This is a genomic window from Streptomonospora wellingtoniae, from assembly GCF_031845375.1.
Taxonomy (GTDB): Bacteria; Actinomycetota; Actinomycetes; order Streptosporangiales; family Streptosporangiaceae; genus Streptomonospora; species Streptomonospora wellingtoniae.
Window position 1 is genome coordinate 326,378 of sequence record NZ_JAVREK010000003.1, and the last position, 21,989, is coordinate 348,366.

General features: G+C 74.2%; 15 protein-coding genes. 4 read left to right on the forward strand and 11 right to left on the reverse strand.

Going from position 1 to position 21,989, the window contains the following annotated elements; genetic code table 11:
* Nucleotides 1–27: 27 nt before the first annotated feature.
* From RM446_RS05025 to RM446_RS05070, 10 genes are all read right to left on the reverse strand, one after another.
* Nucleotides 28–969 (reverse strand): carbamate kinase, encoded by a 942-nt coding sequence (locus RM446_RS05025; protein ID WP_311543915.1) that lies wholly within the window; start codon nt 967–969, stop codon nt 28–30.
* Entirely contained in the window at nt 966–2,897 is a 1,932-nt protein-coding gene (locus tag RM446_RS05030; RefSeq protein ID WP_311543916.1) for a hydantoinase B/oxoprolinase family protein, read from the reverse strand. The genes RM446_RS05025 and RM446_RS05030 overlap by 4 nt, the downstream gene beginning before the upstream one ends.
* Nucleotides 2,894–5,026 (reverse strand): hydantoinase/oxoprolinase family protein, encoded by a 2,133-nt coding sequence (locus RM446_RS05035; protein ID WP_311543917.1) that lies wholly within the window; start codon nt 5,024–5,026, stop codon nt 2,894–2,896. Before RM446_RS05035 ends, RM446_RS05030 begins: the two co-directional genes overlap by 4 nt.
* 219 nt (nt 5,027–5,245) lie before the next feature.
* Nucleotides 5,246–7,558 (reverse strand): accessory Sec system translocase SecA2, encoded by a 2,313-nt coding sequence (secA2, locus tag RM446_RS05040; protein WP_311543918.1) that lies wholly within the window; start codon nt 7,556–7,558, stop codon nt 5,246–5,248.
* 151 nt (nt 7,559–7,709) lie between these two features.
* Complete coding sequence (locus RM446_RS05045) at nt 7,710–8,303, reverse strand: GTP-binding protein (RefSeq protein WP_311543919.1); 594 nt, start codon at nt 8,301–8,303, stop codon at nt 7,710–7,712.
* Between the two features lie 360 nt (nt 8,304–8,663).
* Entirely contained in the window at nt 8,664–9,311 is a 648-nt protein-coding gene (locus RM446_RS05050) for an SRPBCC family protein (RefSeq protein ID WP_311543920.1), read from the reverse strand.
* The gene (gene cutA, locus RM446_RS05055) at nt 9,308–11,842 is read right to left on the reverse strand and encodes an aerobic carbon-monoxide dehydrogenase large subunit (RefSeq protein WP_311543921.1); all 2,535 of its coding nucleotides are present in this window, start codon (nt 11,840–11,842) and stop codon (nt 9,308–9,310) included. Before cutA ends, RM446_RS05050 begins: the two co-directional genes overlap by 4 nt.
* Nucleotides 11,839–12,420 (reverse strand): (2Fe-2S)-binding protein, encoded by a 582-nt coding sequence (locus tag RM446_RS05060; protein WP_311543922.1) that lies wholly within the window; start codon nt 12,418–12,420, stop codon nt 11,839–11,841. The genes cutA and RM446_RS05060 overlap by 4 nt, the downstream gene beginning before the upstream one ends.
* Nucleotides 12,417–13,322, reverse strand: a complete 906-nt coding sequence (locus RM446_RS05065; RefSeq protein WP_311543923.1) for an FAD binding domain-containing protein — start codon at nt 13,320–13,322, stop codon at nt 12,417–12,419. Before RM446_RS05065 ends, RM446_RS05060 begins: the two co-directional genes overlap by 4 nt.
* Before the next feature lie 62 nt (nt 13,323–13,384).
* On the reverse strand, nt 13,385–14,869 hold the full coding sequence (locus RM446_RS05070; RefSeq protein WP_311543924.1) for a uracil-xanthine permease family protein: 1,485 nt from the start codon (nt 14,867–14,869) through the stop codon (nt 13,385–13,387).
* 476 nt (nt 14,870–15,345) lie between these two features.
* On the opposite strand from RM446_RS05070, the gene RM446_RS05075 reads away from it, so the two are divergent.
* Entirely contained in the window at nt 15,346–16,086 is a 741-nt protein-coding gene (locus RM446_RS05075) for a lytic polysaccharide monooxygenase auxiliary activity family 9 protein (protein ID WP_311543925.1), read from the forward strand.
* A gap of 69 nt (nt 16,087–16,155) precedes the next feature.
* On the opposite strand, the gene RM446_RS05080 is transcribed toward RM446_RS05075, so the two are convergent.
* The gene (locus RM446_RS05080; RefSeq protein WP_311543926.1) at nt 16,156–17,787 is read right to left on the reverse strand and encodes a PucR family transcriptional regulator; all 1,632 of its coding nucleotides are present in this window, start codon (nt 17,785–17,787) and stop codon (nt 16,156–16,158) included.
* A gap of 379 nt (nt 17,788–18,166) precedes the next feature.
* On the opposite strand from RM446_RS05080, the gene RM446_RS05085 reads away from it, so the two are divergent.
* The 3 genes from RM446_RS05085 to RM446_RS05095 all read left to right on the forward strand — a co-directional run bounded on the left by RM446_RS05085 (nt 18,167) and on the right by RM446_RS05095 (nt 21,931).
* A complete protein-coding gene (locus tag RM446_RS05085; RefSeq protein WP_311543927.1) occupies nt 18,167–18,928 on the forward strand; it encodes a DUF2877 domain-containing protein in 762 nt (253 codons plus the stop codon).
* Nucleotides 18,925–20,409, forward strand: a complete 1,485-nt coding sequence (locus tag RM446_RS05090; protein ID WP_311543928.1) for an FdrA family protein — start codon at nt 18,925–18,927, stop codon at nt 20,407–20,409. Before RM446_RS05085 ends, RM446_RS05090 begins: the two co-directional genes overlap by 4 nt.
* An 85-nt stretch (nt 20,410–20,494) precedes the next feature.
* A complete protein-coding gene (locus RM446_RS05095) occupies nt 20,495–21,931 on the forward strand; it encodes a YlbE family protein (protein ID WP_311543929.1) in 1,437 nt (478 codons plus the stop codon).
* The last annotated feature ends 58 nt before the right edge of the window (nt 21,932–21,989 follow it).

The following is a 21,989-nucleotide window of genomic DNA, read 5'->3' on the forward strand; positions in this document are numbered from 1 at the left end:
GTTCTCATGCTGATCAGGGCGCCGGGGTCATGGTTCGACGACGGTACCCGCCTGCCCGGCCGATCCGGCGGCGACACCGTCGAGTCCCGTGATGACGGCGCGCCGCCCGCCCGCCTCCACGAACCGCACTGCGGCCTCGACCTTGGGCCCCATGCTGCCTTCGGCGAAGTGCCCGGCGGCGAGGTATCCGCGCAGCTCGCCGGCTGAGATGCGGCCGATGGGGCGTGCGCGGTCGGTGCCGTAGTCCAGCACGGCGCAGTTCACGTCGGTGGCGACGACCAGCACCTCCGCCGACAGCACGCACGCCAGCAGCGCGGCCGTGCGGTCCTTGTCCAACACCGCCTGCACGCCCTGCAGCGTCCCGGAGGCGTCGCGGACCACCGGCACTCCCCCGCCCCCGGCCGCGACCGGCACGACGCCGGCCGCCAGCAGCGCCCGCACGGCCGGAGCGTCGAGGATCTCGCGGGGCTGGGGCGAGGGCACCACGCGGCGCCACCCGCGCGCTCCGAAGTCGGCCCAGTCCTGGCCGAGCGCCGCGAAGCGGGCCGCCTCCCGCTCGGGCAGATAGCGGCCCACCGGCTTGGCCGGGTGGTCGAAGGCGGGGTCGGCGGGGTCCACCAGGGTGCGGGTGACCACGGCGCTGACCGGGCGGGGCCGCCCGCGGCGGGCCAGCGCCGACTCCAGCGCGTCGGCGATGGTGAAGCCGATCGTCGCCTGGGTCTGGGCGCCGCACCAGTCCAGCGTCACCGGCGGCACCACGTCGGCGGCCAGCTCGTTCTTCACCAGCAGGTTGCCCACCTGGGGGCCGTTGCCGTGGGTCAGCACCACCTCGGTGCCGCCGGCGACGAGGTCGGCGACGTGCTCCATGGCCGCGGTGAGGGCGCTGCGCTGGTCGTCGGGGCGGGCGCTGCCGTCGGGGCCCGTCATTGCGTTGCCCCCCAGGGCGACCACGACTCGGGAGAGGCTCACAGGCGATCGACCTCCGCACTCTCAGCGCCGCCGGCCAGCAGGGCGTAGCCGGGGCCGCGGTCGAAGAAGGGGGCGTCGTCCGGCCGGGAGCGGCGCAGACCGGCGCGCACCCGCTCCACCTCGGCCGTGTCCGCGCGGGGCGCGTCGTCGGGACCGGTCACCGGAACGCCGTAGTCCTCGCGTGCGGCCCTGCGCGAGACCTTTCCGCAGCGCACGTCGGCCAGGACCGCGTCGGCTCCGCGCTCCAGCGGGTCGCCCCAGCCGCCGCCGCCGGTGGTGCGGATGCGCACGACCTCGCCGGCGCGTACCGGCTCCGCCTCCACCAGCCCGCCGGGCTCGCGCTCGCGGGGGCCGCCTGGGTCGATCGTCACCTGGAAGGACGCCCCGGCGCGGCCGCCCTTGACGCCCCAGCAGGACAGGATCGAGCGGTCGGCGATGGACATGAACGAGGCGTCGCGCAGCATCCGGATGTGCTTCTCATAGCCCAGGCCGCCCCGGTAGCGGCCGGCCCCTCCGGAGTCGACGGCCAGGCCGAGCCGTTCGACGATGAACGGGAACCGCGACTCGGTGAACTCGGTGGGCAGGTTGCGGGAGTCGGGAACGACGTGGATGGTGTCCTCGCCGTCGGCGTAGTGCCGCCCTCCCGAGCCGCCGCCCAGCACCTCGCGCATCAGGTAGGGCCGGCCGTCGGCGCCGGTGCCGAAGACTCCCGTGTAGCGGATGGTCTCCTGGTCGGCCGGCATGTAGCCGTCGACGGCCTTGGCCAGGACGCCGGCGAGCACGCCCAGCAGGCGCAGGATGACGAACGTGCGCGCGTTGGTCGGCGCGGGGAACACGGGAGTGAGCAGGGTCCCCTTCTCGGGGAAGCGCATCTCGATGAGCGGCACCACCCCCTCGTTGACGTCCAGCTCGGCCATCCGCTCCGGGGTGTCGGCCAGGTTGCGCAGGACGGGCGCCAGCCACTTCTTCAGGAAGTTGCCGTCGGCGTAGTCGCCGCAGTGGTTGATCGGCCCCCTGGCCTGCGGCGAGGTTCCGACGAAGTCGATGATCAGCCGATCCGGCACCTTGGTGAGGGTGATGCGCTGCCGGTGCAGGCGGGGCTCGTCCACACCGTCGTGCTCGGCGTAGTCCTCCCACACGTAGGTGCCGTCGGGGATCCTGGCGAGGATCTCCCGCCGGTAGGTCTCGGTGGTGGCGTCCAGCACGGCGTCGAAGCACCGCTCGACGGCCGCGCGGCCGTAGCGGGCGAACAGGTCGGCGAGCCGGCGCGCCCCCATCAGGCAGGCCGAGCACTCGGCGTCGAGGTCGGCGGCCAGCGAGTCGGGCATCCGGGAGTTGCGCACCATGATGCGCAGCGCGGCGCGGTTGGGCACGCCCCGGTCCCACAGCTTGATCGGCGGGACCATCAGGCCCTCCTCGAAGACCGAGGTGGCGCTGGGCGGCATGGAGCCGGGGCAGGCGCCGCCGATGTCGTCGTGGTGGCCGAAAGCCTGCACGAACGCCACCACCTCGGGGCCCGCGCCGTCGTCGTGGAAGACCGGGACCGTCACGCACAGGTCGGGCAGGTGCCCGATCCCGCCCTCGGACTCGTAGACGTCGTTGTGGAAGAACACGTCGCCGGGGCGCATGGTCTCGGGCGGGAAGTCGCGGGCGACCGGGTGCACGAGCGCGGAGTAGGAGCGGCCGGTGAGCTTGCGCAGCCGCCGGTCGTGGATGCCCACCCGGAAGTCGTGGGCGTCGCGGATCATCGGCGAGCGCGAGGTTCGCGCGATCGCCGTCTCGACCTCCATCTCCACCGAGGCGAGGGTGCCCTCGACGATCTCCGCCAGCACGGGGTCCGCGGGCGGGCGGCCGTCCCCCGCGGAGGCGGGGCCGGCGGCGCGCGGCACCTCCTGCGGCGGCGCGGGGCGGTCGGGGTCGCGGTTCAACGCTGGACCTCCTCGGCAGCGGGTGCGGTGTCGGCGGTGACGGCGATGCCGCCGTCGGGGTGCACGCGCGCGGTGAAGCCGGGGTGCAGCGGCAGGGTCGACGCGTACTCCTCGATCACCGCGGGCCCGCGCACGGTGCTGCCCGGCGCGAGCGCGCCGCGCCGGTACACGGGGGTGCCGCGGTGCACGGCGCCGTCGAAGCGCACGTCGCGCACACCGGTCCGCGCTTCGCGGGCCCCGCCGGGGCCGGCGACGCCGCGCGGTTCGGGGCGGCGGATGCGGCCGATACCGGTGACCCGCAGGTTCACCCACTCGACCTGCTGCTCGGGGGTGTCGCGCAGGTCGTAGCCGTAGAGGCCGCGGTGGGCGGTGTGGAACGCCTCGGCCACGGCGTCGGCTGCGGCGGCGTCCAGCGCGCCCGCGGGGACGGGCACGCGCACCTCGTAGGCCTGGCCGACGTAGCGCAGGTCGGCGCTGCGCTCCAGGCGCATGCCGCCGACGCCGCCGGGACCGCCCTCGGCGGCGAAACCCTCGGCCCGCAGCACCTCGGCGGCCTCGCCGGCCAACTCGGCGAAGACGGCCTCGGCCGCGGCCGTGTCCAGGTCGGCATGGCGTGCCACGCGGGTGCGCACGTAGTCGTTGCGCACATCAACGCTCAGCAGCCCGAACGCCGAGACGTTGGCGGGGTCGGCCGGCACGAACGCGCCTGCCGGGCCCAGGATGTCGAGCAGCGGGCACAGCAGCAGCGAGCCGGAGCCGCCGAAAGCCACCAGGTGGAAGTCGCGCACGTCCAGGCCGCGCTGCACCGTTACCTGGCGCAGTGCGTTGGCCTGGTTCCAGGCGGAGATGCGCAGGATGCCCTCGGCCGTCTCCGCGGCGTCCATGCCGAGCTTGTCCCCGAGCGCCGCCACGGCGGCCTCCGCCGCGGAGACGTCCAGGGGCATTTCACCACCGAGCAGGTAGGGGGGGATTCGGCCGAGGGCGGCGTGGGCGTCGGTGACGGTGGGTTCGGCGCCGCCCCTGCCGTAGCAGGCCGGGCCGGGCTCGGCCCCCGCCGAGGCGGGGCCGACCTTGAGGGCGCCCTCCGGGGAGACCCGCGCGATGGAGCCGCCCCCGGCGCCGACGGTCACGACGTCGATCATCGGGATCTTGGAAGGGTAGCGGCCGATGGAGCCCTCCGTGGTCAGCCCCGGCTCGCCGCCGAGCACGACCGAGACGTCGGTCGAGGTGCCGCCGCCGTCCAGGGTGAGGACGCGGTCGTAGCCGGCGCGCCCGGCCAGCAGCGCGGCGCCGAGGGCGCCGGCGGCGGGCCCCGACATCACGGTGCTGATGGGCTGGTGGACGACCTCGTCGGCCGAGAGCACACCGCCGTTGGACTTCATCACCAGAAACGGCGGCCGCTGCCCGCCGGGGCCGGTGCCGGCTTCGGCGAGGCGCGCACCGATGCCGCGGATGTAGCTGGTGACACCCGGCTTGACCGCGGCGTCGACCAGGGTGGTCATGGAGCGCTCGTACTCGCGGTACTCGCGCAGCACGTCGGAGCTGATGGACACGGTGGCGCCGGGGTGCTCGGCCCGCAGGACCTCGCGCAGCCGCCGTTCGTGGGCGGGATCGGCGTAGGAGTGCAGCAGGCAGACGCCGATGGTGTCGACGCCCCGGTCGCGGAACCAGCGGGCGGCGGCGGCCGCCTGCTCCTCGTCGAGCGGGCGGATCTCGGCGCCGGTGTGGTCGAGCCGGCCGCCGACGGTGCGCACCAGGTCGGCGGGGACGATCCGGTCGGGCTTGACCCAGAAGTATGAGTTGCCATAGCCGTCCGGCACGGCCTGGCGGGCGATCTCCAGGATGAACTCGTAGCCCTCGGTGGTGATGAACCCGAGGGGGCCGGTCCTGCCCTCAAGAAGGAGGTTGGTGGCGACGGTGGTGCCGTGGCACAGCGCGCTGACCGCGGTCGGCGGCCCGAGCAGGTCCAGCGCCTTGGCGACGCCGTTCATGAACCCCGCGGAGGGGTCGGCGGGGGTGGAGGGGGTCTTGGTCGCCAGCAGTTCGCCGGTGTCTTCGTCGAGGGCGACGACGTCGGTGAACGTGCCGCCTGTGTCGATGCCGATGCGGACCCTGCGCTGCCCTGCCATTCACCCGCCCCTGCGTGTCGGCCGACTCGCCGCGGCCGCAGCGGACGCGGGCCGCACTAGGGATTCAAACGGTCCGCGGCGATCGGTGAATCGGCAAGATCTGCCAACACCGGGGCGAGGCGTTGGTCGAACCCCGTTGATCTTGTAGCCATCGTGATGGAAAACGATTTCCAGTGACGATGGCTACAAGATCAACGGGGTTGTGCCGGGGGCAGTCGCTCAGGCGGTCTCACCGGAGCCGGCGAGCTTGCCGCGGAAGCGGCCGACCACGGTCTCCAGAGCGGAGGAGAACGGGTGATCGTGGACCATGTAGGTCCAGGTCATGGTGGGACGCTTGACGCCGACCTCGGCGACGTCGATCTTGCCGTTCTCGTCGACCTCGGTCTCGGCGAAGGTCTCGGCGGCGCGGGCGCGGGCCTCGTCCAGGAAGCCCTTGAACGCGGGCACGGCGTCGGCGTTGAACTCGTCCAGCGGGTCGCGCCTGCCCAGGAAGCGCAGGTGGATGCCCTCGCGCAACTCGGCCAGGTAGGCGTTGTGGTCGGTCCAGCCCCGGTCGAGGTGGTACAGCGTGATCAGGCGGGCCGCCCGGGCGGTCTCCTCGGCGCCGGCCTCCTCGACCAGATCGGCGTGGTGGGCCGGGCAGTCGACGCGGAGCTGGCGGTCGCCCAGGTCGTCGGCCAGCACCGCCTCGCGGTGCTCCAGCACGACGCTGCGCTGCACGTCGATCAGCTTGTTGTAGCGCCAGGTGTTGCGGTGCACCTCCAGCAGCTTGCCCTCGGAGACCCGCTGGGCGTGGTCGACCATGCGCAGCCAGCTGTCGTCGGTGATCGCGCCGTCGCCCTGGGCCTCGTAGCCGCGGGTCTCGGGTGCGTTGTTGGCCACCAGGTCGTCCTCGACGGAGACGAAGTAGGCCGACGCGCCGGGGTCGCCTTGGCGCCCGGCACGCCCGCGCAGCTGGTCGTCGAGGCGGCTGCTGGGGTAGCGGCCGTAGCCCATCACGTACAGGCCGCCCTGCTCGACCACCCGGTCGCGGTCGGCCATGTCGCTGCCGCCCAGCCGGATGTCGGTGCCGCGCCCGGCCATCTGGGTGGAGACGGTGACGGCGCCGTAGGTGCCGGCCTCGGCGATGACGGCGGCCTCGTCGGCGTCGTTCTTGGCGTTGAGGACGACGCACTCCAGGCCGTCGCCGGACAGGCGCTTGGCCAGCAGCTCGGACTCGGCGACGTCCTGCGTGCCGACGAGGACCGGCCGACCCGTGGCGTGCACCTCGGCGATCTCCTCGGCGAGGGCGTCCTCCTTCTCCTCGCGCGTGGCGTAGAGCCGGGTCCCCTCGTCCTCGCGGACGCATGGCTTGTTGGGCGGGATGACCGCGACCTCGAGCTCGTAGAACTCGCGCAGCTGCTCGGCCACCGCCATGGCGGTGCCGGTCATGCCGCAGCGGGTCGGGTAGCGCAGCACCAGCGACTGCACGGTAAGGGAGTCCAGGACCTCTCCGGTGTCGGAGACGTCGACCTTCTCCTTGGCCTCGACCGCGGCCTGCAGGCCGTCGGGCCAGCGCTGCAGCAGCGCGATCCGCCCGCGCGACTCGTTGATCAGCCGCACCTCGCCGTCGCGGACGACGTAGTGCACGTCGCGCTGCAGCAGCGCGTGGGCGTGCAGGGCGAGGTTGACGCGCGGCAGCACGGAGGTGTCGTCCTCGTCGTAGAGGTCGACGCCGCCGAGCTCCTTCTCGCACTTGTCGATGCCGGCGTCGGTGAGCTGGACGTTGCGGCCCTCGGGGTCGATCTCATAGTCGACGCCGGGCGTCAGACGGCGGACGAGATCGGCCATCTCGGCGTCGGCGTCGGCGGTCTCGGCGGCGCCCGCCAGTACCAGCGGTACCCGGGCCTCGTCGACCAGGACGGAATCGGCCTCGTCGATGATGGCGATGTCGGGTGCGGGCACCACGCGCTCGTCGACGCCGGTGACCATGCGGTCGCGCAGGACGTCGAAGCCCAGCTCGCTCACGGACGCGTAGGTGACGTCGGCGGAGTAGGCGGCGTGGCGCTCCTCGCGGGTGGACTCCTCGCCGATCCAGGAGACGGCGACGCCCAGCATGTCGTAGAGGGGCGCCATCCACTCGGCGTCGCGGCGGGCGAGGTAGTCGTTGACGCTGAGGACGTGCGCGCGCTGACCGCGCAGCGCGAAGCCGGCGGCCGCGAGGGCGCCCGAGAGGGTCTTGCCCTCGCCGGTGGCCATCTCGGCGATGTGGCCGTCCAGCAGCGACATGACTCCGAGCAGCTGCACGTCGTAGGGGCGTTCGTCGAGCGTCCGGCGAGCCGCCTCGCGGCCGACCGCGCACAGCTCAACGAGGTCGTGCCGGTCGTAGGGGAGGTCGGCGTTGCCGAGGTCCGTCGCCTTCTCGGTCAGCTCGGCGTCGCTGAGCTCGCGGAGGTCGGGCTCGCGGGCCTCGATCGATTCCAGAAGCTTCGTATAGGGGCGCAGATCCACCGCTCCGGGCTTGCCCAGGAGTCGGCGGACGCTATCAGCCATTCGTCCGAACACCACGCAAGGGTAACGCCCACAGACCTCTTGTGGTTCCCTGTGGCCCCATTCACACGGCGCGGATCGGGTCGGCAGAGCTCGCAGCGCTTGGCATGCCGGGATCTCCGTGCGGCGGCACGCCCTTCGCGGGCCCGCGCGATCAGCGCACGAGCTGGCCGCGCTGCCCGTTGCGCTGCGCGGCCTCCATGGCGATGCCGTGCCGCACCAGCGCGGCGAGGACCTCGACCACCGAGTTCTTGTCGCGGGCGTCGCAGCGCACGATGGGGACCTCGGGGCTGAGGTCGAGCGCGTCGCGCAGGTCCTCCGTCGAGTGCCCGGGGTCGCCGCCGAACGAGTTCAGCGCGACGAGGAAGGGCAGCCGGTACTGCTTCTCGAAGTAGTCCAGCGCCTGGAAGGAGTCCTCCAGGCGTCTGGTGTCGACCAGCACGATCGCACCCAGGGCGCCGCGCACCAGGTCGTCCCACATGAACCAGAACCGCTGCTGGCCCGGTGTACCGAAGAGGTAGAGGGTCAGGTCGGTCTCCAGCGAGATGCGGCCGAAGTCCATGGCCACCGTCGTGCTGGTCTTGTCGGGGGTGTGGGAGAGGTCGTCGATGCCCGCGCTGGCGGCCGTGACCGCCGCCTCCGTGCGCACGGGCGGGATCTCCGAGACGGCGCCGATGAAGGTCGTCTTCCCCACGCCGAAACCGCCGGCGACGATGATCTTCGTAGAGAGTTTCGGTGCTTCACTCACGTGGATCTCGGCTCCCTCGCGACGCTGGGGCAAAGCAGGATGTTCGTGGCGGAAGGTGTCAGACGATGCGGAAACGCCTGCGACTACGGAGATTGCGGCTCCTGGCCGTGGCTCTCGGACACCACGCAGTGAACCTAGCACCGCCCGGCGGCGTCCGGTGACCACTCGACTACGGCAGCAGGTCACGAGAGTGCGACAACGTGCCGCAAAAGACCCGAATCCTTTGCCTGCGGGGCGTTCCACGCCCGAAAGGACGTGATCACGGACGTGTGGCGCCCGCGCTGCAGCTCGGCGCCGGAGCCCTTGGGCGCAGCGCCGGTGACACACGCAATACCCGCGGCACGCCCGGAGCCGCAGGGGTCAGCGGGCCCGGCGCCCCGCCCAAGCGCCTACAGCCACGCCCGCGAGCGCGGCCGCGGCGCCGAAGAGTGCTCCCCGCACGAACGCCGCGGCGCCGTCGCCGACCGTCGCGGCCGGGACGACCGTCGCGGCCGGGGCGGGCACGGTGGCGGCGCCGGGCGCGGGCGCCGACGTAGCCGCCTCGGGCGCGGGTCCCGAGCCCGCCGGGCGCCCCGCGACCTCGTCGCCGAGGCGGCCCAGGAACTCCCCGGCCATCTTCTTGGCCACGCCCGCGAGCATGCGCTGCCCGACGCCGCCGACCATGCCGCCCACTACGGCGTCGGCGTCGTAGGAAAGCTCGGTGCGCCCGTCACCCAGGTCCGCCAGGCGCACCCCGATCTCGGCGGTGACCGTGCCGGGAGCGCCCGAGCCCTGGGCGCGCATCGTCAGCGACTCCGCGGGCCGCAGGTCGCACAGCCGCACGCCGCCCTGGAAGGTGCCCTTGATCGAGCCGACTCCGGCGCTGACGGTGCCCCGGTACTCGTCCGGGCCGACGCGCTCCAGGCTCTCGCATCCGGGAATCGCCCGCGCGAGCGCCTCGGGGTCGAGCATGCGGTCCCAGACCCGCTGCGCGGGTGCCTGCAGTGTGGCGCTGCCGGAGATCTTCAACGGGGCTCCCTCGCGGACGGGACGGACGGGTCGGGATTCACGGATCCGCCGGGCTCTTCCCCGGCCCGGCGGTGCGCGGCGCCGGGTGCGCCGACGGGCGAGGCGCGGACGGGGACCGAGGGGACGCGCGCGTCTCCTGCGGCGTGGCGGCGGCGCAGCTCGAACAGCTCCGGCGGCGAGATCGGCATGCGGGCCACGCGGAAGCCCTCGGCGTCCTCCACGGCAGCCGCGAGCGCCGCCGAGGCGGGGATCACCCCGGCCTCGCCCGCCCCCTTGACGCCCAGCGGGTTGAGCGGGCTGGGCGTCTGCATGTGCGCGATCTCCACGGTCGGGATCTCGCTGGCGTAGGGCATCAGGAAGTCCATCAACGAGGCGTTGAGCAGCTGGCCGTCGGAGTCGTAGACCATGCGCTCGTACAGCGCACCGGCGACGCCCTGGGCGACGCCGCCGTGCACCTGCCCCTCGACGATGCGCGGGTTGATCAGGTTGCCGCAGTCGTGGACGACGCAGTAGCGCAGGATGCGGATCTCGGCGGTGTCGGGGTCGGTCTCGACGACGGCGGCGTGGGCGCCGTTGGCGAAGGTGCAGCGCAGCGGCGAGTGGTAGTCGGTGCCCTCCAGGCCCGGCGCGTCGCCTTCGGCCACCGGCGGCCGGTCGGGGTCGCCGCCTCCGCTGAACTGGGTGGCCGCGGCCGACGCGGCGTCGAAGGCATAGCGCAGCGGGTTGGACAGGACCGCGACGGTACCCAGCTCGACGCGGTGCGCAGGGCTGCCCTTGACCTGGATCCGCCCCTGCGAGAACTCCAGGTCGCCGGTGTCGGCCTCAAGCGCGTCGGCGGCGATCCGCAGCGCCTTCTCCTTGAGCCGGCGGGCCGCCAGCGCGACCGCGCTGCCGCTGGTCACAGCACCGCGTGAGGCGAAGGTGCCGACCGAGTAGCCCATGCGCCGGGTGTCGCCGGTGGTGACCTCGACGTCGGTCAGCGGCACGTCCAGCTCGTCGGCGACGACCTGGGCGAGCATCGTGCCGTGCCCCTGGCCCTGGCTGGTCAGGCCGGTGGCCACGCGCACCTTTCCGCTGGTCTCGACCTGCACGTGGCCGCCCTCGTAGGGCCCGGGACCGGTGCCCTCGACGTAGCAGGCCACGCCGATGCCCACGCGCCTGCCCTCCTCGCGGGCCCGCTCGCGGTACTCGGCGAAGCCGGGCCAGTCCACCAGCTCGCCGATCATCTCCAGCATCCGCGGGTAGTCGCCGGAGTCGTAGATCAGCGGCCTACCGTCCTGGAAGAGCAGGCCCTGGTCATAGGGCATCTCGGCGGGCGTGATCACGTTGGCGGCGCGCACCGCCAGCCGGTCCAGGCCCAGGTGGTCGGCGATCGCGTCCATGGTGCGCTCCATCGCGAAGACCCCTTGAGGGCGGCCGGCGCCGCGGTAGGGGGTCACGATGGCCGTACTGGTGTAGAGGCTGCGGAACTCCACGCGGTAGGCGCCGGGCTTGTAGGGGCCGAGCAGCTGAGTGGAGGTCACGATGGGCACGATCACGCCGTAGGGCAGATAGGCGCCGTTGTCGTGCAGGATGTCGACGTCCAGGCCGAGCAGCCGCCCGCTGTCGTCGAAGCCGACACGCACCCGCTGGCGCTGCGCGCGCTCGTGCGCGGCCGCGATGAAGTGCTCCCGGCGGTCCTCGACCCATGCGACCTCGCGGCCCAGCCGGCGGGCGGCCCAGGGGACCATGACCTCCTCGGGCCAGGGATGCACGATCTTCACCCCGAACCCGCCGCCGACGTCGGGCACCACCACCTCGACCTGGCCCAGCGCCAACTCCAGTTTGGCGGCCACCGCGGCGCGCACTCCGGTGGCGGTCTGGGTGGAGCTGTAGACGCGCAGGCGACCGTCGTCGCTGCCGGTGGAGCCGGTCGGGGGCTCCCAGCGGGCGTAGACGCCGCGGCCCTCCAGCGGAGTGGCGGCCGAGCGCTCGATGTCCAAGTCCAACTCCAGGGAGTTGGGGGCCGCGCCGATGGCGGCGCGGGCGTCGCCGACCTCCTGGACCAGGTGCGCGGCGACGTTGTCGGCCATGCCCTCGTGCACGGTGCGCTCGGCGGCCGCCGCGGCCTCAATGCCGACCACGGGCCCGCCGACCTCGTAGTCGACGCGGATGCGGGCGGCGGCGTCCTCGGCGGTGTAGCGGTCGTGCGCCACGACCATGGCGACGGGTTCGCCGACGTGGTGGACGTACTCGCGGGCCAGAGGGTAGGGAGTGCGGCCGTCGACGATCGAGGGGTGCGGGATCAGCAGCGGCAGCGGCTCGGCCATCGGGCCGGAGAGGTCCTCATAGGTGTAGACGGCGATGAGGCCGTCGACGTCGACCGCCTCGGCGGCGTCGATGTCGAGGATGCGGGCGTCGGCGTGCGGACTGCGCACGAACGCGGCGGCGCACGCGCCGGCACCCAGGTCGTCCAGGAACGCGCCGCGGCCGGCGACCAGGCGCTCGTCCTCGCTGCGCTGGACGGGCGCGCCGAACATGCGGGTGCTCACGGGCGGCCTCCCTCCTTCGGGGATGCGGCGGGCTGCGCGTCGTCCGCCGCATCCGCCCGCTCGTCGGGGCGGCGCGCCTCGGGGACGTCGGCGCCGTTTTCGCGGACGATCTCGGCGGTGCGCAGCACGGCGGCGACGATGTTCTGGTAGCCGGTACAGCGGCACAGGTTGCCGGTGACGGCCTCGCGGGCGTCGTCCTCGCCGGGGTCGGGGTTGTCCCGCACGTACGCGGCGACCAGGGTGAGGAAGCCCGGTGTGCAGAACCCGCACTGCAGCGCGTGGCACTCGGAGAAGGCGCGCTGGACCGGGTGCGGGGTGCCGTCGGGCGCGGCCAGCCCTTCGACGGTGGTGATGTCGTACCGGGCGGCGCCGACGGCCAGCATCAGGCAGGAGCGCGCCGGCTGCCCGTCGACGAGGACGGTGCAGGCGCCGCAGACTCCGTGCTCGCAGCCGACATGGGTGCCGGTGAGCCTCAGATCGTGGCGCAGGCAGTCCGACAGCAGGCGGCGGGCGGGCACCCGCGCGCTGTAGCGGACCCCGTTGACGTGCAGCCGGATCTCGTGCTGTTCCTCGGTCATCGGGTCGCTCCGGTGTCGGCGGCGGTGGCGGCTGTGGCAGCGGGAGAAGCGGCGGCCGCCCGGGCCAGGGCGCGCCCGGTGAGGACCCGCGCGAGATGGCGGCGGTAGCCGGCGCTCGCGTGGATGTCGTCCTCGGGGTCGGTGCGCTCGGCGGCCGCGGCGGCGGCCTCGTCCAGCTCGCCGGGCAGCGCCCGGGTGCCCGACAGGTCGGGCGTCAGGTCGACCACGAGGGGCACGGGCGCCGCCGATATCAGGCAGCATCGGGCGGCGGTGACGCGCCCGTCGGCGTCCAGGGTGAGCGCCGCGGCCGCGCCGCAGAGCGCGTAGTCACCGTGGCGCCGCGCGATCTCGACGAACGCGGTACCGGTGCCGGGTGCGGGTTGGGGGAACCGGGCCGCAACGGCGATCTCGCCGGGCGCCAGGGCGGTCTCCATCGGGCCGGTCGTGAACGCGGCGGCGGGCACCGTGCGCGATCCGGAGGGGCCGCGAACCTCGACAGCACCGTCCAGCAGGGCCAGCACGGCGGGCATCTCGCCGGCGGGGTCGGCGTGGGCGATGCTGCCCACGGTGGTGCCCCGGTTGCGGATCACCGGGTGGGCGACCAGCCGCAACCCCTGCCGGAGCAGCGGCACGGCCTCGGCCGCGGCGGTGTCGGCCTCCAGCTGCGAATGGCGCACCAGCGCACCGACCCGCACGCCGCCGGAATCGGTGCCGATCCCGTCCAGCCCGGCGACCCCGTTGATGTCGACGACGACCCGCGGGGACGCCAGGCGCATGTTCAGCAGCGGGATCAGGCTCTGCCCGCCGGCCAGGATCTTGCCCTGCTCGCCCGCCTCCGCCAGCAGGCCGACGGCCTCGTCCAGGTCGGTGGGCGCGTGGTAGGCGAACGGCGGTGGCTTCACGGATCTCCTCTCGCGGCAAGCCTCGGGCCTGCGGCGGGCTGCGGGCGGGCGGCGGCCCGGGGTCAGTCGTCGGCGCCTCCCCCCTCACGCTCTTCCTTCCCCGTCTCACCGGCGCCAGTGCTGCCGTGTTCCGCGTCGTCGCCGGACACGGCGTCGACGCCGCTGCCCAGGACGACTCCGGCGCCGGCGTCGGGCTTGTGCACTCCGGCGCCGCCGCCGGGTGCGGGCCGCATGCTCTGCGGCGCCAGGCGGTGGAGCAGGTGGTAGCCGGCGAGGATGATGATCGTGCCCAGGGCGATGCCCTCCAGCGCGAAGCCCTCGGTGATGCGCAGGCTGACACCGCCGATGCCGGCGATCAGCCCGGCTGCGAGGGGGACCAGCACGATCGGGTTGCCGAAGTCGACCCGGTTCTCCACCCAGATCTTCGCGCCGAGCAGGCCGATCATGCCGTAGAGGACCACGGTGATGCCGCCCAGGACGCCGGAGGGGGTGGCGGCGACCAGCTCGCCGAACTTGGGGCAGAGCCCGAAGAGCACCGCCACGACCGCGGCCACGTAGTAGGCGGCCGTGGAGTAGACGCGGGTCGCGGCCATGACGCCGATGTTCTCGGCGTAGGTCGTCGTGGGCGAGCCGCCGACCGCGCTGGCAAGGCTGGTGGCCAGCCCGTCGGCGAAGATCGCGCGGCCCATGTAGGGGTTGAGGTCCTCGCCGGTCATCTCCTGCACGGCCTTGACGTGGCCCGCGTTCTCGGCGATCAGGGCGATGACGGCGGGCAGCGCCACGAGCACGGCGGAGGCCTGGAACGCGGGCGCATGGAAGTCGGGCAGGCCGATCCAGGCGGCCTCGCCGACGGCGGAGAGGTCCACGCGCGGCGCGGCCCCGCCGCCCTGGCCCTCCGGCAGCGCGGCGGCGCCGAACGCCAGGTCGAACAGCCACGAGAGCACGAAGCCGAAGACCAGGCCGAGCAGGATGGTGATGCGGCCGAGGAAGCCGCGCAGCAGTACGGTCGCCAGGATGACGAACGCCATGGTGAGCAGCCCGACCCACTGGTCGAAGGGCCAGTAGTTCTCGGCCACCACCGGGGCGAGGTTGAAGCCGATCAGCATCACGACCGCGCCGGTGACCGCGGGCGGGAACGCGGCGAGCACGGCCCTGGGGCCCAGCAGGTGGATGACGATGCCGGACAGGGCCAGCACCAGGCCGGCGACCATGATGGCACCGGTGAGCAGGGCGGGGTTGGCGCCTCCGGGCGAGATCGCGGCCGCGGCGGCCACGAACGAGGCGCTGGTGCCGAGGTAGCTCGGCACGCGGCCCTGCACGATCAGCAGGAAGAGGATGGTGGCCAGGCCCGACATCATGATGGCGAGGTTGGGGTCCAGGCCCATGATGACGGGGAAGACGAAGGTCGCACCGAACATGGCGACGACGTGCTGAGCGCCCAGTCCCGTCGTGCGCCCCCACGACAGGCGCTCCTGAGGGCGCACCACCTCTCCGGGAGGCGGTGCGCTGCCGTCGCCGTAGAGCTTCCACCGCAAGCCGAGGTTCACTGGGGGCCTCCAGGTGTGACGTGTCCGTTGCGGCCGGGGCGCGGGGCGCGCCCGTGCGGGGCACGCGCTCGGTTCGGGCGGGTCACCGCTACGTGATCAAGTTCACTTCCGGGCAACCATAGAGCCCGTCCCGGGCGGCGGCACTGGCGATATCTGCCAAAGCACCGCCCGGTCGTTGGCGCGGCGGCACCGCGGATCCGGCACCGGCCGCATGTGCTCCCACAGTCCGGCACAGGAGTGTGACAGCGCCGTCGCCGACCGGTTGCGCAGCGGTAACCGATGCCCGTGCGGTGCGGAGCACGGGCCGGTACATCGGCGCCCCGTCCGCGGACCCGGCTTCCGCGGAGAGCGCGCGAACACCGTCCGCACCCTCTTGATGGCCGACCGTGCCGGGATTAGGATGCGGGTCCGCGTGATATGGGCCCGACGGGTCGAGGCCGCATCCTCTGCCCATCGTCGAACCGCTTCGAGGACTCATGTCTGCGCAATCCCCCTCGCCCGCCCGCCCGCCGCGCCGCTCCTCACCGGTCCGCACCGCCCTCCGGCGGACCCTCGTCGTCGGCGCCGTCGTCCCGCTCGCGCTGACCACCCTGTTCACCGGCAGCGCCTTCGCCCACGGCTCGACCGTCGATCCCGCATCGCGCAACTACGGCTGCTGGGAGCGCTGGGGCGACGACTTCCAAAACCCCGAAATGGCCACCGAGGACCCCATGTGCTGGCAGGCCTGGCAGGCCGACAGCACCGCGATGTGGAACTGGAACGGCCTCTACCGCGAGAACGTCGGCGGCGATCACCGAGGCGCCATCCCCGACGGCCAACTCTGCAGCGCCGGACGCACCGGCGGGGACCGCTACGCCGCGCTGGACGAGCCCGGTCCCTGGCACACCACGCCGGTGCAGAACGACTTCACCGTCACCGTGCACGACCAGGCCCTGCACGGAGCCGACTACATCCGCATCCTGGTCACCGAGGAGGGTTTCGACCCCACGACCCAGCGCCTGGCCTGGGACGACCTCGAACTGCTCGCCGACACCGGAACCATCCCGCCGGGCGAGGGCGCGCCCTCCGACGGGGAGTCCCTCAACGGCGTCTCCATCGACATCGACGTGAGCGCACCCGGCCGCACCGGCCACCACGTCGTCTACATGATCTGGCAGGCAAGCCACTACGACCAGGTGTTCTACGCCTGCAGCGACGTCTCCTTCCCCCAGGCCTGACCCCCACCGGCCCGGGTCCCGCCCGCCGCGCCGCACCCGGCCGGCGGCGGGGCCCGGATGGGCGGCGCGTCAGCCGCGCAGGTCGCGCATGCGGACGGCGCGCAGGGCGACCATGAGGTTCAGGCGCAGATGGGGGTCGGTACTGAACGGTCCGAGCATGCGTTCGAGCTTGCCGATGCGGTAGCGCAGGGTGTTGTAGTGGAAGTGCAGCAGCCGCGCGGTCTCGGCGACGTTGAGGTTGTTGTCGAGCAGGGTCTCCAGCGTGGTGCGCAGGTCGTCCTGTTCCGGCGATCCGGTCCGCGCCAGCTCGCCCAGGACCTCCTCGGTGAAGGAGCGCAGCTCGGCCGTGTCCGGGATCTGGCTGAGCAGCCGGTAGACCCCGAGGTCGTCGAACTCGGCCACCGCACCCGGCCCGCTCAGCCGCCGGCCGACGCGCGCGGCTTGGCGGGCCTGATCGTAGGCGTGGGGAAGGTCCCCCGGACGCTCGGCCACCCGGCTGATCCCCGTCGCGAAGGGCCGCCGCCCTCCTCCCCCGTCGCCGGCGACCTGGGCGATCGCCTGGCGGACCTGGCGGCCCGGCCCCGCGCCCGGCCCGCCGGGCGCGCCCTCGGCGCCCATGAGCACCACCACCTCCTGGCTGTAGCCGACCACCGCCGCGCCCGGGTCGCGCTCGCGCACGACCATGCTCCAGGCCCCGGCGAAGCGCTCGTGGGCCGGCCGCAGCTCGCCCGCCGCCGGCACCGGCGAGCCCGCCTCGCCGTCCAGCTCGGCCACGACGACCACCAGCGGGCGGTCGATGTCCCAGCCCAGGCTCGCGCAGTGACTGATCACGTGCTCGTCGCCGCCGGCGCGGCCGGCCAGCAGGTCGCGCAGGAAGTCGCCCCGGTACTTGCCCTCGACCGCCGCCACCGCCAGGTCGCGGGTGATGACCAGCGCAGCGGTGGCAGCCGCGCGCTCCAGCAAGTGCACGTCGGCGGGCTCGGCGCTGCGGCCGCGGGTGATCAGTACCACGCGGCCGTGGTCGAGGCTGCCGGCGAGCACGGGCACCTGTACTACGCGCGGTTCCTCGTCGTCGAGCGCGCGTGCGCCGTGCTTGAAGTCCTCCACCCGGAACCGGCCCCCGCGGGTGTCGAAGAACACCGGGTCGGCGAGCAGCTCCTCGTCCATCCCCGACCGGGCCAGTACGCGGCCGTCGGGTGTGGTGACCATGACGCCGCCGTCGAGCAGCTCGGGCAGCTTCCGGGTGATCGCCGCCAGCCCTCCCCCGGCGAGGATGACGTCGACCAGGACGCGGTGCACCTCTTCGGCGCGCGCCAGGGTGGCGGCCTGGCGGTTGAGGATGTCGGTGAGCAGCTGGTTGAGGACGTCGTCGAATGCCACCGCACGGCTCAGCCGCAGCAGGGGCAGCCCCAGCGCGTCCGCGGTGCGCAGTACCTCGTCGGGCAGGGTGTCGACGTAGCGGCCGAGCTTGATCGCCACCGCGGCCAGCCCCCGCCCGTCCAGCTCGCGAACGAGCCCCGCGAGGTCGCCCGCGCTGCGCAGCGGGTAGCCGGTGGTCAGCAGCAGTTCGTCGGGCTTCACCCAGGGCAGGATGTCGGGGACCTCCATGACGTTGAGCCGCTGGATCACCCGGTCCAGGCCGCTCGCGCCCGCCAGCACCTCGGTGCCGGCCAGGCTCGAGAGGCTGAGCGCATCGGCCACGGAGAGTCCCCGCGCCAACGTGCTCGCCGTGCGGACAGGGTCGGCGCTAGGCAGATCCTGTCCAGCTCGGCCCCCATCGTTGGCAACGTTTTCCATGGGTCGACGATAGCCCCCGCCCGTAGCGTCGGCTTGCGGGTGCGCTGGCATACGGCCCGCGGAGGCGTGAAGGGAGGGGGCCATGGCAGCCGGACCGCCGTTCGCGGTATCGGCTCCGGGCACCGGACCACCGGGCCCGGGCGAGGGCGCGCGGGCGGACGGTGCGCGCGGCACGCCCGGGCCCGGGCACGACCGCTCCGCGGGGCGCGCGTGGCCCGCCGCGGCCTCGTCCGCGCTTTATGACATTGTGAGCGGCCCATTTCGGCCGTCGCGGATACTGGGCGTGTCACGTCTGGCGGTCTACCTTGAAACCGAGGGCCCGCACGAGGCGACGGTGATCGCTCTCCTGGCACGAGACGCCGTCCGGTTGCCCAACGGGCTGGTCCTCGTCGACACGCAGAGCGTGGGGCCGTTCGCCGACGTCGCTTCGGCGACGTCGGTCCGCATCGGTCGATGCTCCGCGGAGTTCGACGGCCCCACCGGCCCGCGTACCGTCCGCGCGGGCCGGTGGTGGCGTCCCCGCACGCCGCGGCCCGCACGACCCGGCCCTTTGGCCGCGGCCGCCGCCGAGCTCGACCGGGCCCTGCGCGGCGCTTCGGGCGGCCTGCCCGCCGCGGCCGCCGCCCCGCTCGACGACGACCTCGCGCGCCCCGGCGCAGCCGAGGAGGCCTGCCTGCACCTGGTCGGCCGAGGCCCCGGGCTCACTCCCAGCGGCGACGACATCCTCTGCGGCTACCTGCTCGCGGCCCGCCACCTGGGCGCACCGGCCTCAGCGGACGCCCTCGCCGCCGCGGCGCGGCGCGCGGCGCCGGCCACGACCGCGCTCTCCGCCGACCTGCTGCGCCACGCTGCCGCCGGCCGGGCCTGCCCGCAGGCGGTCGGCGTGCTCGACGCCCTCTCCGGCCACGCCCCGCTGGCCCCCGCCCTGCGAGCGCTGCGCGCCATCGGCCACACCTCCGGCACGGACCTGGCGCTGGGTCTTTCCGCCGGCGCCCGCGCGGCGCTGCGCAGCGCCGGTATCCACGACACAGGGAGCAGTCCATGACCACGGAACCGGCGACCGCGGTGCGGGTCGAGGTACGCAAGGGCGCCTACCGCGACTCGGTGGCGCTGATGCGCGTCACCCGCGAGGTGGCCGCGTTGCCCGGGGTGGAGGCGGCACTGGTGGCCATGGCCACCGACCTCAACCTGGGCATCCTCGCCGACATGGGTGCCGCCGCACCTGAAGGCACCGGCCCCGACGACCTGCTGATCGCGGTACGCGCCGACGAGGAGACGCTGGCCGGGGCGCTGGCCGCCGCCGATGCCGAGCTTGCGGCGATGTCGGCGGGCGGTCACGGCGCCGCGCCCGCCGACGCGCCGCCGCGCACCCTTCGTACCGCGGTCCGCCGCGCCGCCGCGGACGGGACCCCGGCCACGGTCGCGCTGGTGTCGGTGCCCGGCCGCTACGCCGCCGCCGAGGCCTTCGACGCGCTGGAGTCCGGGCTGGACGTGCTGGTCTTCAGCGACAACGTGCCCGTCGAGCAGGAGGCGGCGCTCAAGCGCACCGCCGAAGGCCTGGACCGGCTGGTGATGGGCCCCGACTGCGGCACCGCGATGGTGGGCGGAGCCGGCCTCGGATTCGCGAACGCGGTGCGGCCGGGACCGGTGGGCGTCGTCGCGGCATCGGGCACCGGCGCACAACAGGTGATGTGCCTGCTGGACGCGGCGGGAACGGGGATCAGCCACTGCCTGGGCGTGGGCGGGCGCGACCTCTCCGCCGAGGTCGGCGGGATCTCGACCCGCCGCGCCCTGCGGATGCTCGACGAGGACCCCGCCACCGAGCGGATCGTCCTGGTGTCCAAGCCTCCCGCACCCCCGGTCGCCGAGGAGGTGCACCGGCTGGCCGCCCGGTCGGCGACACCGGTGCACACGGTGCTCGTGGGCACCGGCGAGTCCGACATCGCCGCGGCGGTAGCCGAGGTCGCGGCCGCCGCGGGAGGCGAGCCGCCGGACTGGCCGCGGTGGCTGCCGGACAGCGTTCCCCCGCGTCGCGAGGGAGCGCTGCGCGGTCTCTTCTGCGGCGGCACGCTCGCCCAGGAGGCCGCCGCCGTCGCCGCCCGTACCCTCGGCCCGGTCGCCTTCGCCGCCACGCCCGCCGAGGCGCGGGCACCCGGGCACCTGGTGGTCGACTTCGGCGAGGACGCCTTCACCCTCGACCGCCCCCATCCGATGATCGACCCGGCGCTGCGCACCGAGCACGTCGCCGAAGCGCTCGCCGACCCGGACACCGCCGCGGTGCTGGCCGACGTCGTGCTGGGCCACGGCGCCCACCCGGACCCGGCGGGGGGTCTGGCCGCGGCGCTGGAGTCGGCCGGCCCGCGGCGGCCGCACGTCGTGGTCTCGCTTTGCGGCGCGGAGGCGGACGTGCAGGGCACGGCCGGGCAGGCCGAGCGGCTGCGCCGGGCCGGAGCCGAGGTCTACCTGGCCAACTCCGCCGCCGCCCGCCGCGCGGCCGCGCTCGCTTCCGGCGCGGAGCCCGCCTGATGGCCGACCGCGCCGTGCCGCCGCCCGCGGGAACCGACAACGGCGCCGCCCGACCCGCGCGGCGCCTCGCGAAGGGCAGGATGCGATGAGCACGTCCCGACTCCTCACCGACGACCCTGTCGTGGTCGCCACCGGCGCGCGGCTGCTGTCGGATGCGCTGGCCGCCCAGGCCGTGCCGGTCACCGGCACCGAGTTCCGCCCGCCGATGGCCGGTCCGGAGGGCGACACCGCGGCGGACCTGGTGCGCGTCATGGCCGACCCGCGCCGCGCCGAAGCCAACGCCGAGGCAATGCGCCGGCTCCTCGCCGTGCGCCCCCTCCTGGTGGACGTGCGTCCGGCGGGCGAAGCGCTGGGCCTGAGCCCCGGCTCGTTCCTGCACGCCGGGCCGCCCGTCGACTGGGAGCGCGCTTCGGGCCCTCTGCGCGGCGCGCTGATGGGCGCGGCGGTCTTCGAAGGGCTCGCCGACACCCCCGAACAGGCCGAGGCCGACCTGCGGCGCGGCGGGGCCGAACTGGAGCCCTGCCACCACCGCGGCGCGGTGGGGCCCATGGCCGGCGTGGTCAGCCCCTCGATGTGGGTGTTCGAGGTGGCCGACGCCGACACCGGCCGCCGGTCGTGGTGCTCGCTCAACGAAGGGCTGGGCGCGGTGCTGCGCTATGGCGCCTACGGCCCGGAGGTCGTCGAGCGGCTGCGCTGGATGTCGGAGGTGCTCGGCCCTCTGCTGCGCGACGCGGTTCGCGCGCACGGCCCCCTCGACCTCGGCGCGGTGCTGGCCCAGATGCTGCAGATGGGCGACGAGGGCCACAACCGCAACCGCTCGGGCACCCTCATGCTGCTGCGCGCCCTGCTGCCCGACCTGCTGGCGGTCGGCGCGCCCGCCTCCGACGTCGCCGCCGCGGCCGACTTCATCGGCGGCAACGACCACTTCTTCCTGAACCTGGCCATGCCCGCCGCCAAGCTCATGGCCGACGCCGCCCGCGGCGTCCCGGGCTCGACCGCGGTGGTGGCGATGGCGCGCAACGGCACGGATTTCGGCATCCAGGTCTCCGGTTGCGGCGACCGATGGTTCACCGCGCCCGCGCTGACCCCCGACGGCCTGTTCCTGGGCTCCTACGGCCCCGGCGACGCCAACCCCGACATCGGCGACTCCACCATCACCGAAACCTGCGGGCTGGGCGGCTTCGCCATGGCCGCAGCGCCGGCCATCGTGCGCTTCGTCGGCGGCGACGCCGGCTTCGCGCTGCGCACCACACGCAGCATGTACGAGATCACGCTGGAGGAGAACCCCGCCTTCCAGCTGCCCATCCTGGACTTCCGCGGCGCACCGACCGGCATCGACGTGACCCGGGTGGTGCGCACGGGAATCCTGCCGCAGATCAATACCGGCATGGCCGGGCGCGTGCCCGGCACCGGCCAGGTGGGGGCGGGCCTGGTGACCCCGCCCGCCGAGTGCTTCACCGCGGCCCTGTCGGCGCTGGCCGCCGAGGCGCCCGACCCGTCCGAGGCTCCGGCCGCCGGGTAGCACGCCGGGCCGGTTGCCCAGGGATGCGGCCGGGCCGGGGGTCCGTCCGGACCGCGCG

What these genes read in the sequence shown, in the direction of transcription:
- secA2 (WP_311543918.1), bottom strand. Translation starts at nt 7,558, where the DNA reads ATGGCTGATAGCGTCCGCCGACTCCTGGGCAAGCCCGGAGCGGTGGAT.
- RM446_RS05035 (WP_311543917.1), bottom strand. Translation starts at nt 5,026, where the DNA reads ATGGCAGGGCAGCGCAGGGTCCGCATCGGCATCGACACAGGCGGCACG.
- RM446_RS05075 (WP_311543925.1), top strand. Translation starts at nt 15,346, where the DNA reads ATGTCTGCGCAATCCCCCTCGCCCGCCCGCCCGCCGCGCCGCTCCTCA.
- RM446_RS05060 (WP_311543922.1), bottom strand. Translation starts at nt 12,420, where the DNA reads ATGACCGAGGAACAGCACGAGATCCGGCTGCACGTCAACGGGGTCCGC.
- RM446_RS05090 (WP_311543928.1), top strand. Translation starts at nt 18,925, where the DNA reads ATGACCACGGAACCGGCGACCGCGGTGCGGGTCGAGGTACGCAAGGGC.
- RM446_RS05095 (WP_311543929.1), top strand. Translation starts at nt 20,495, where the DNA reads ATGAGCACGTCCCGACTCCTCACCGACGACCCTGTCGTGGTCGCCACC.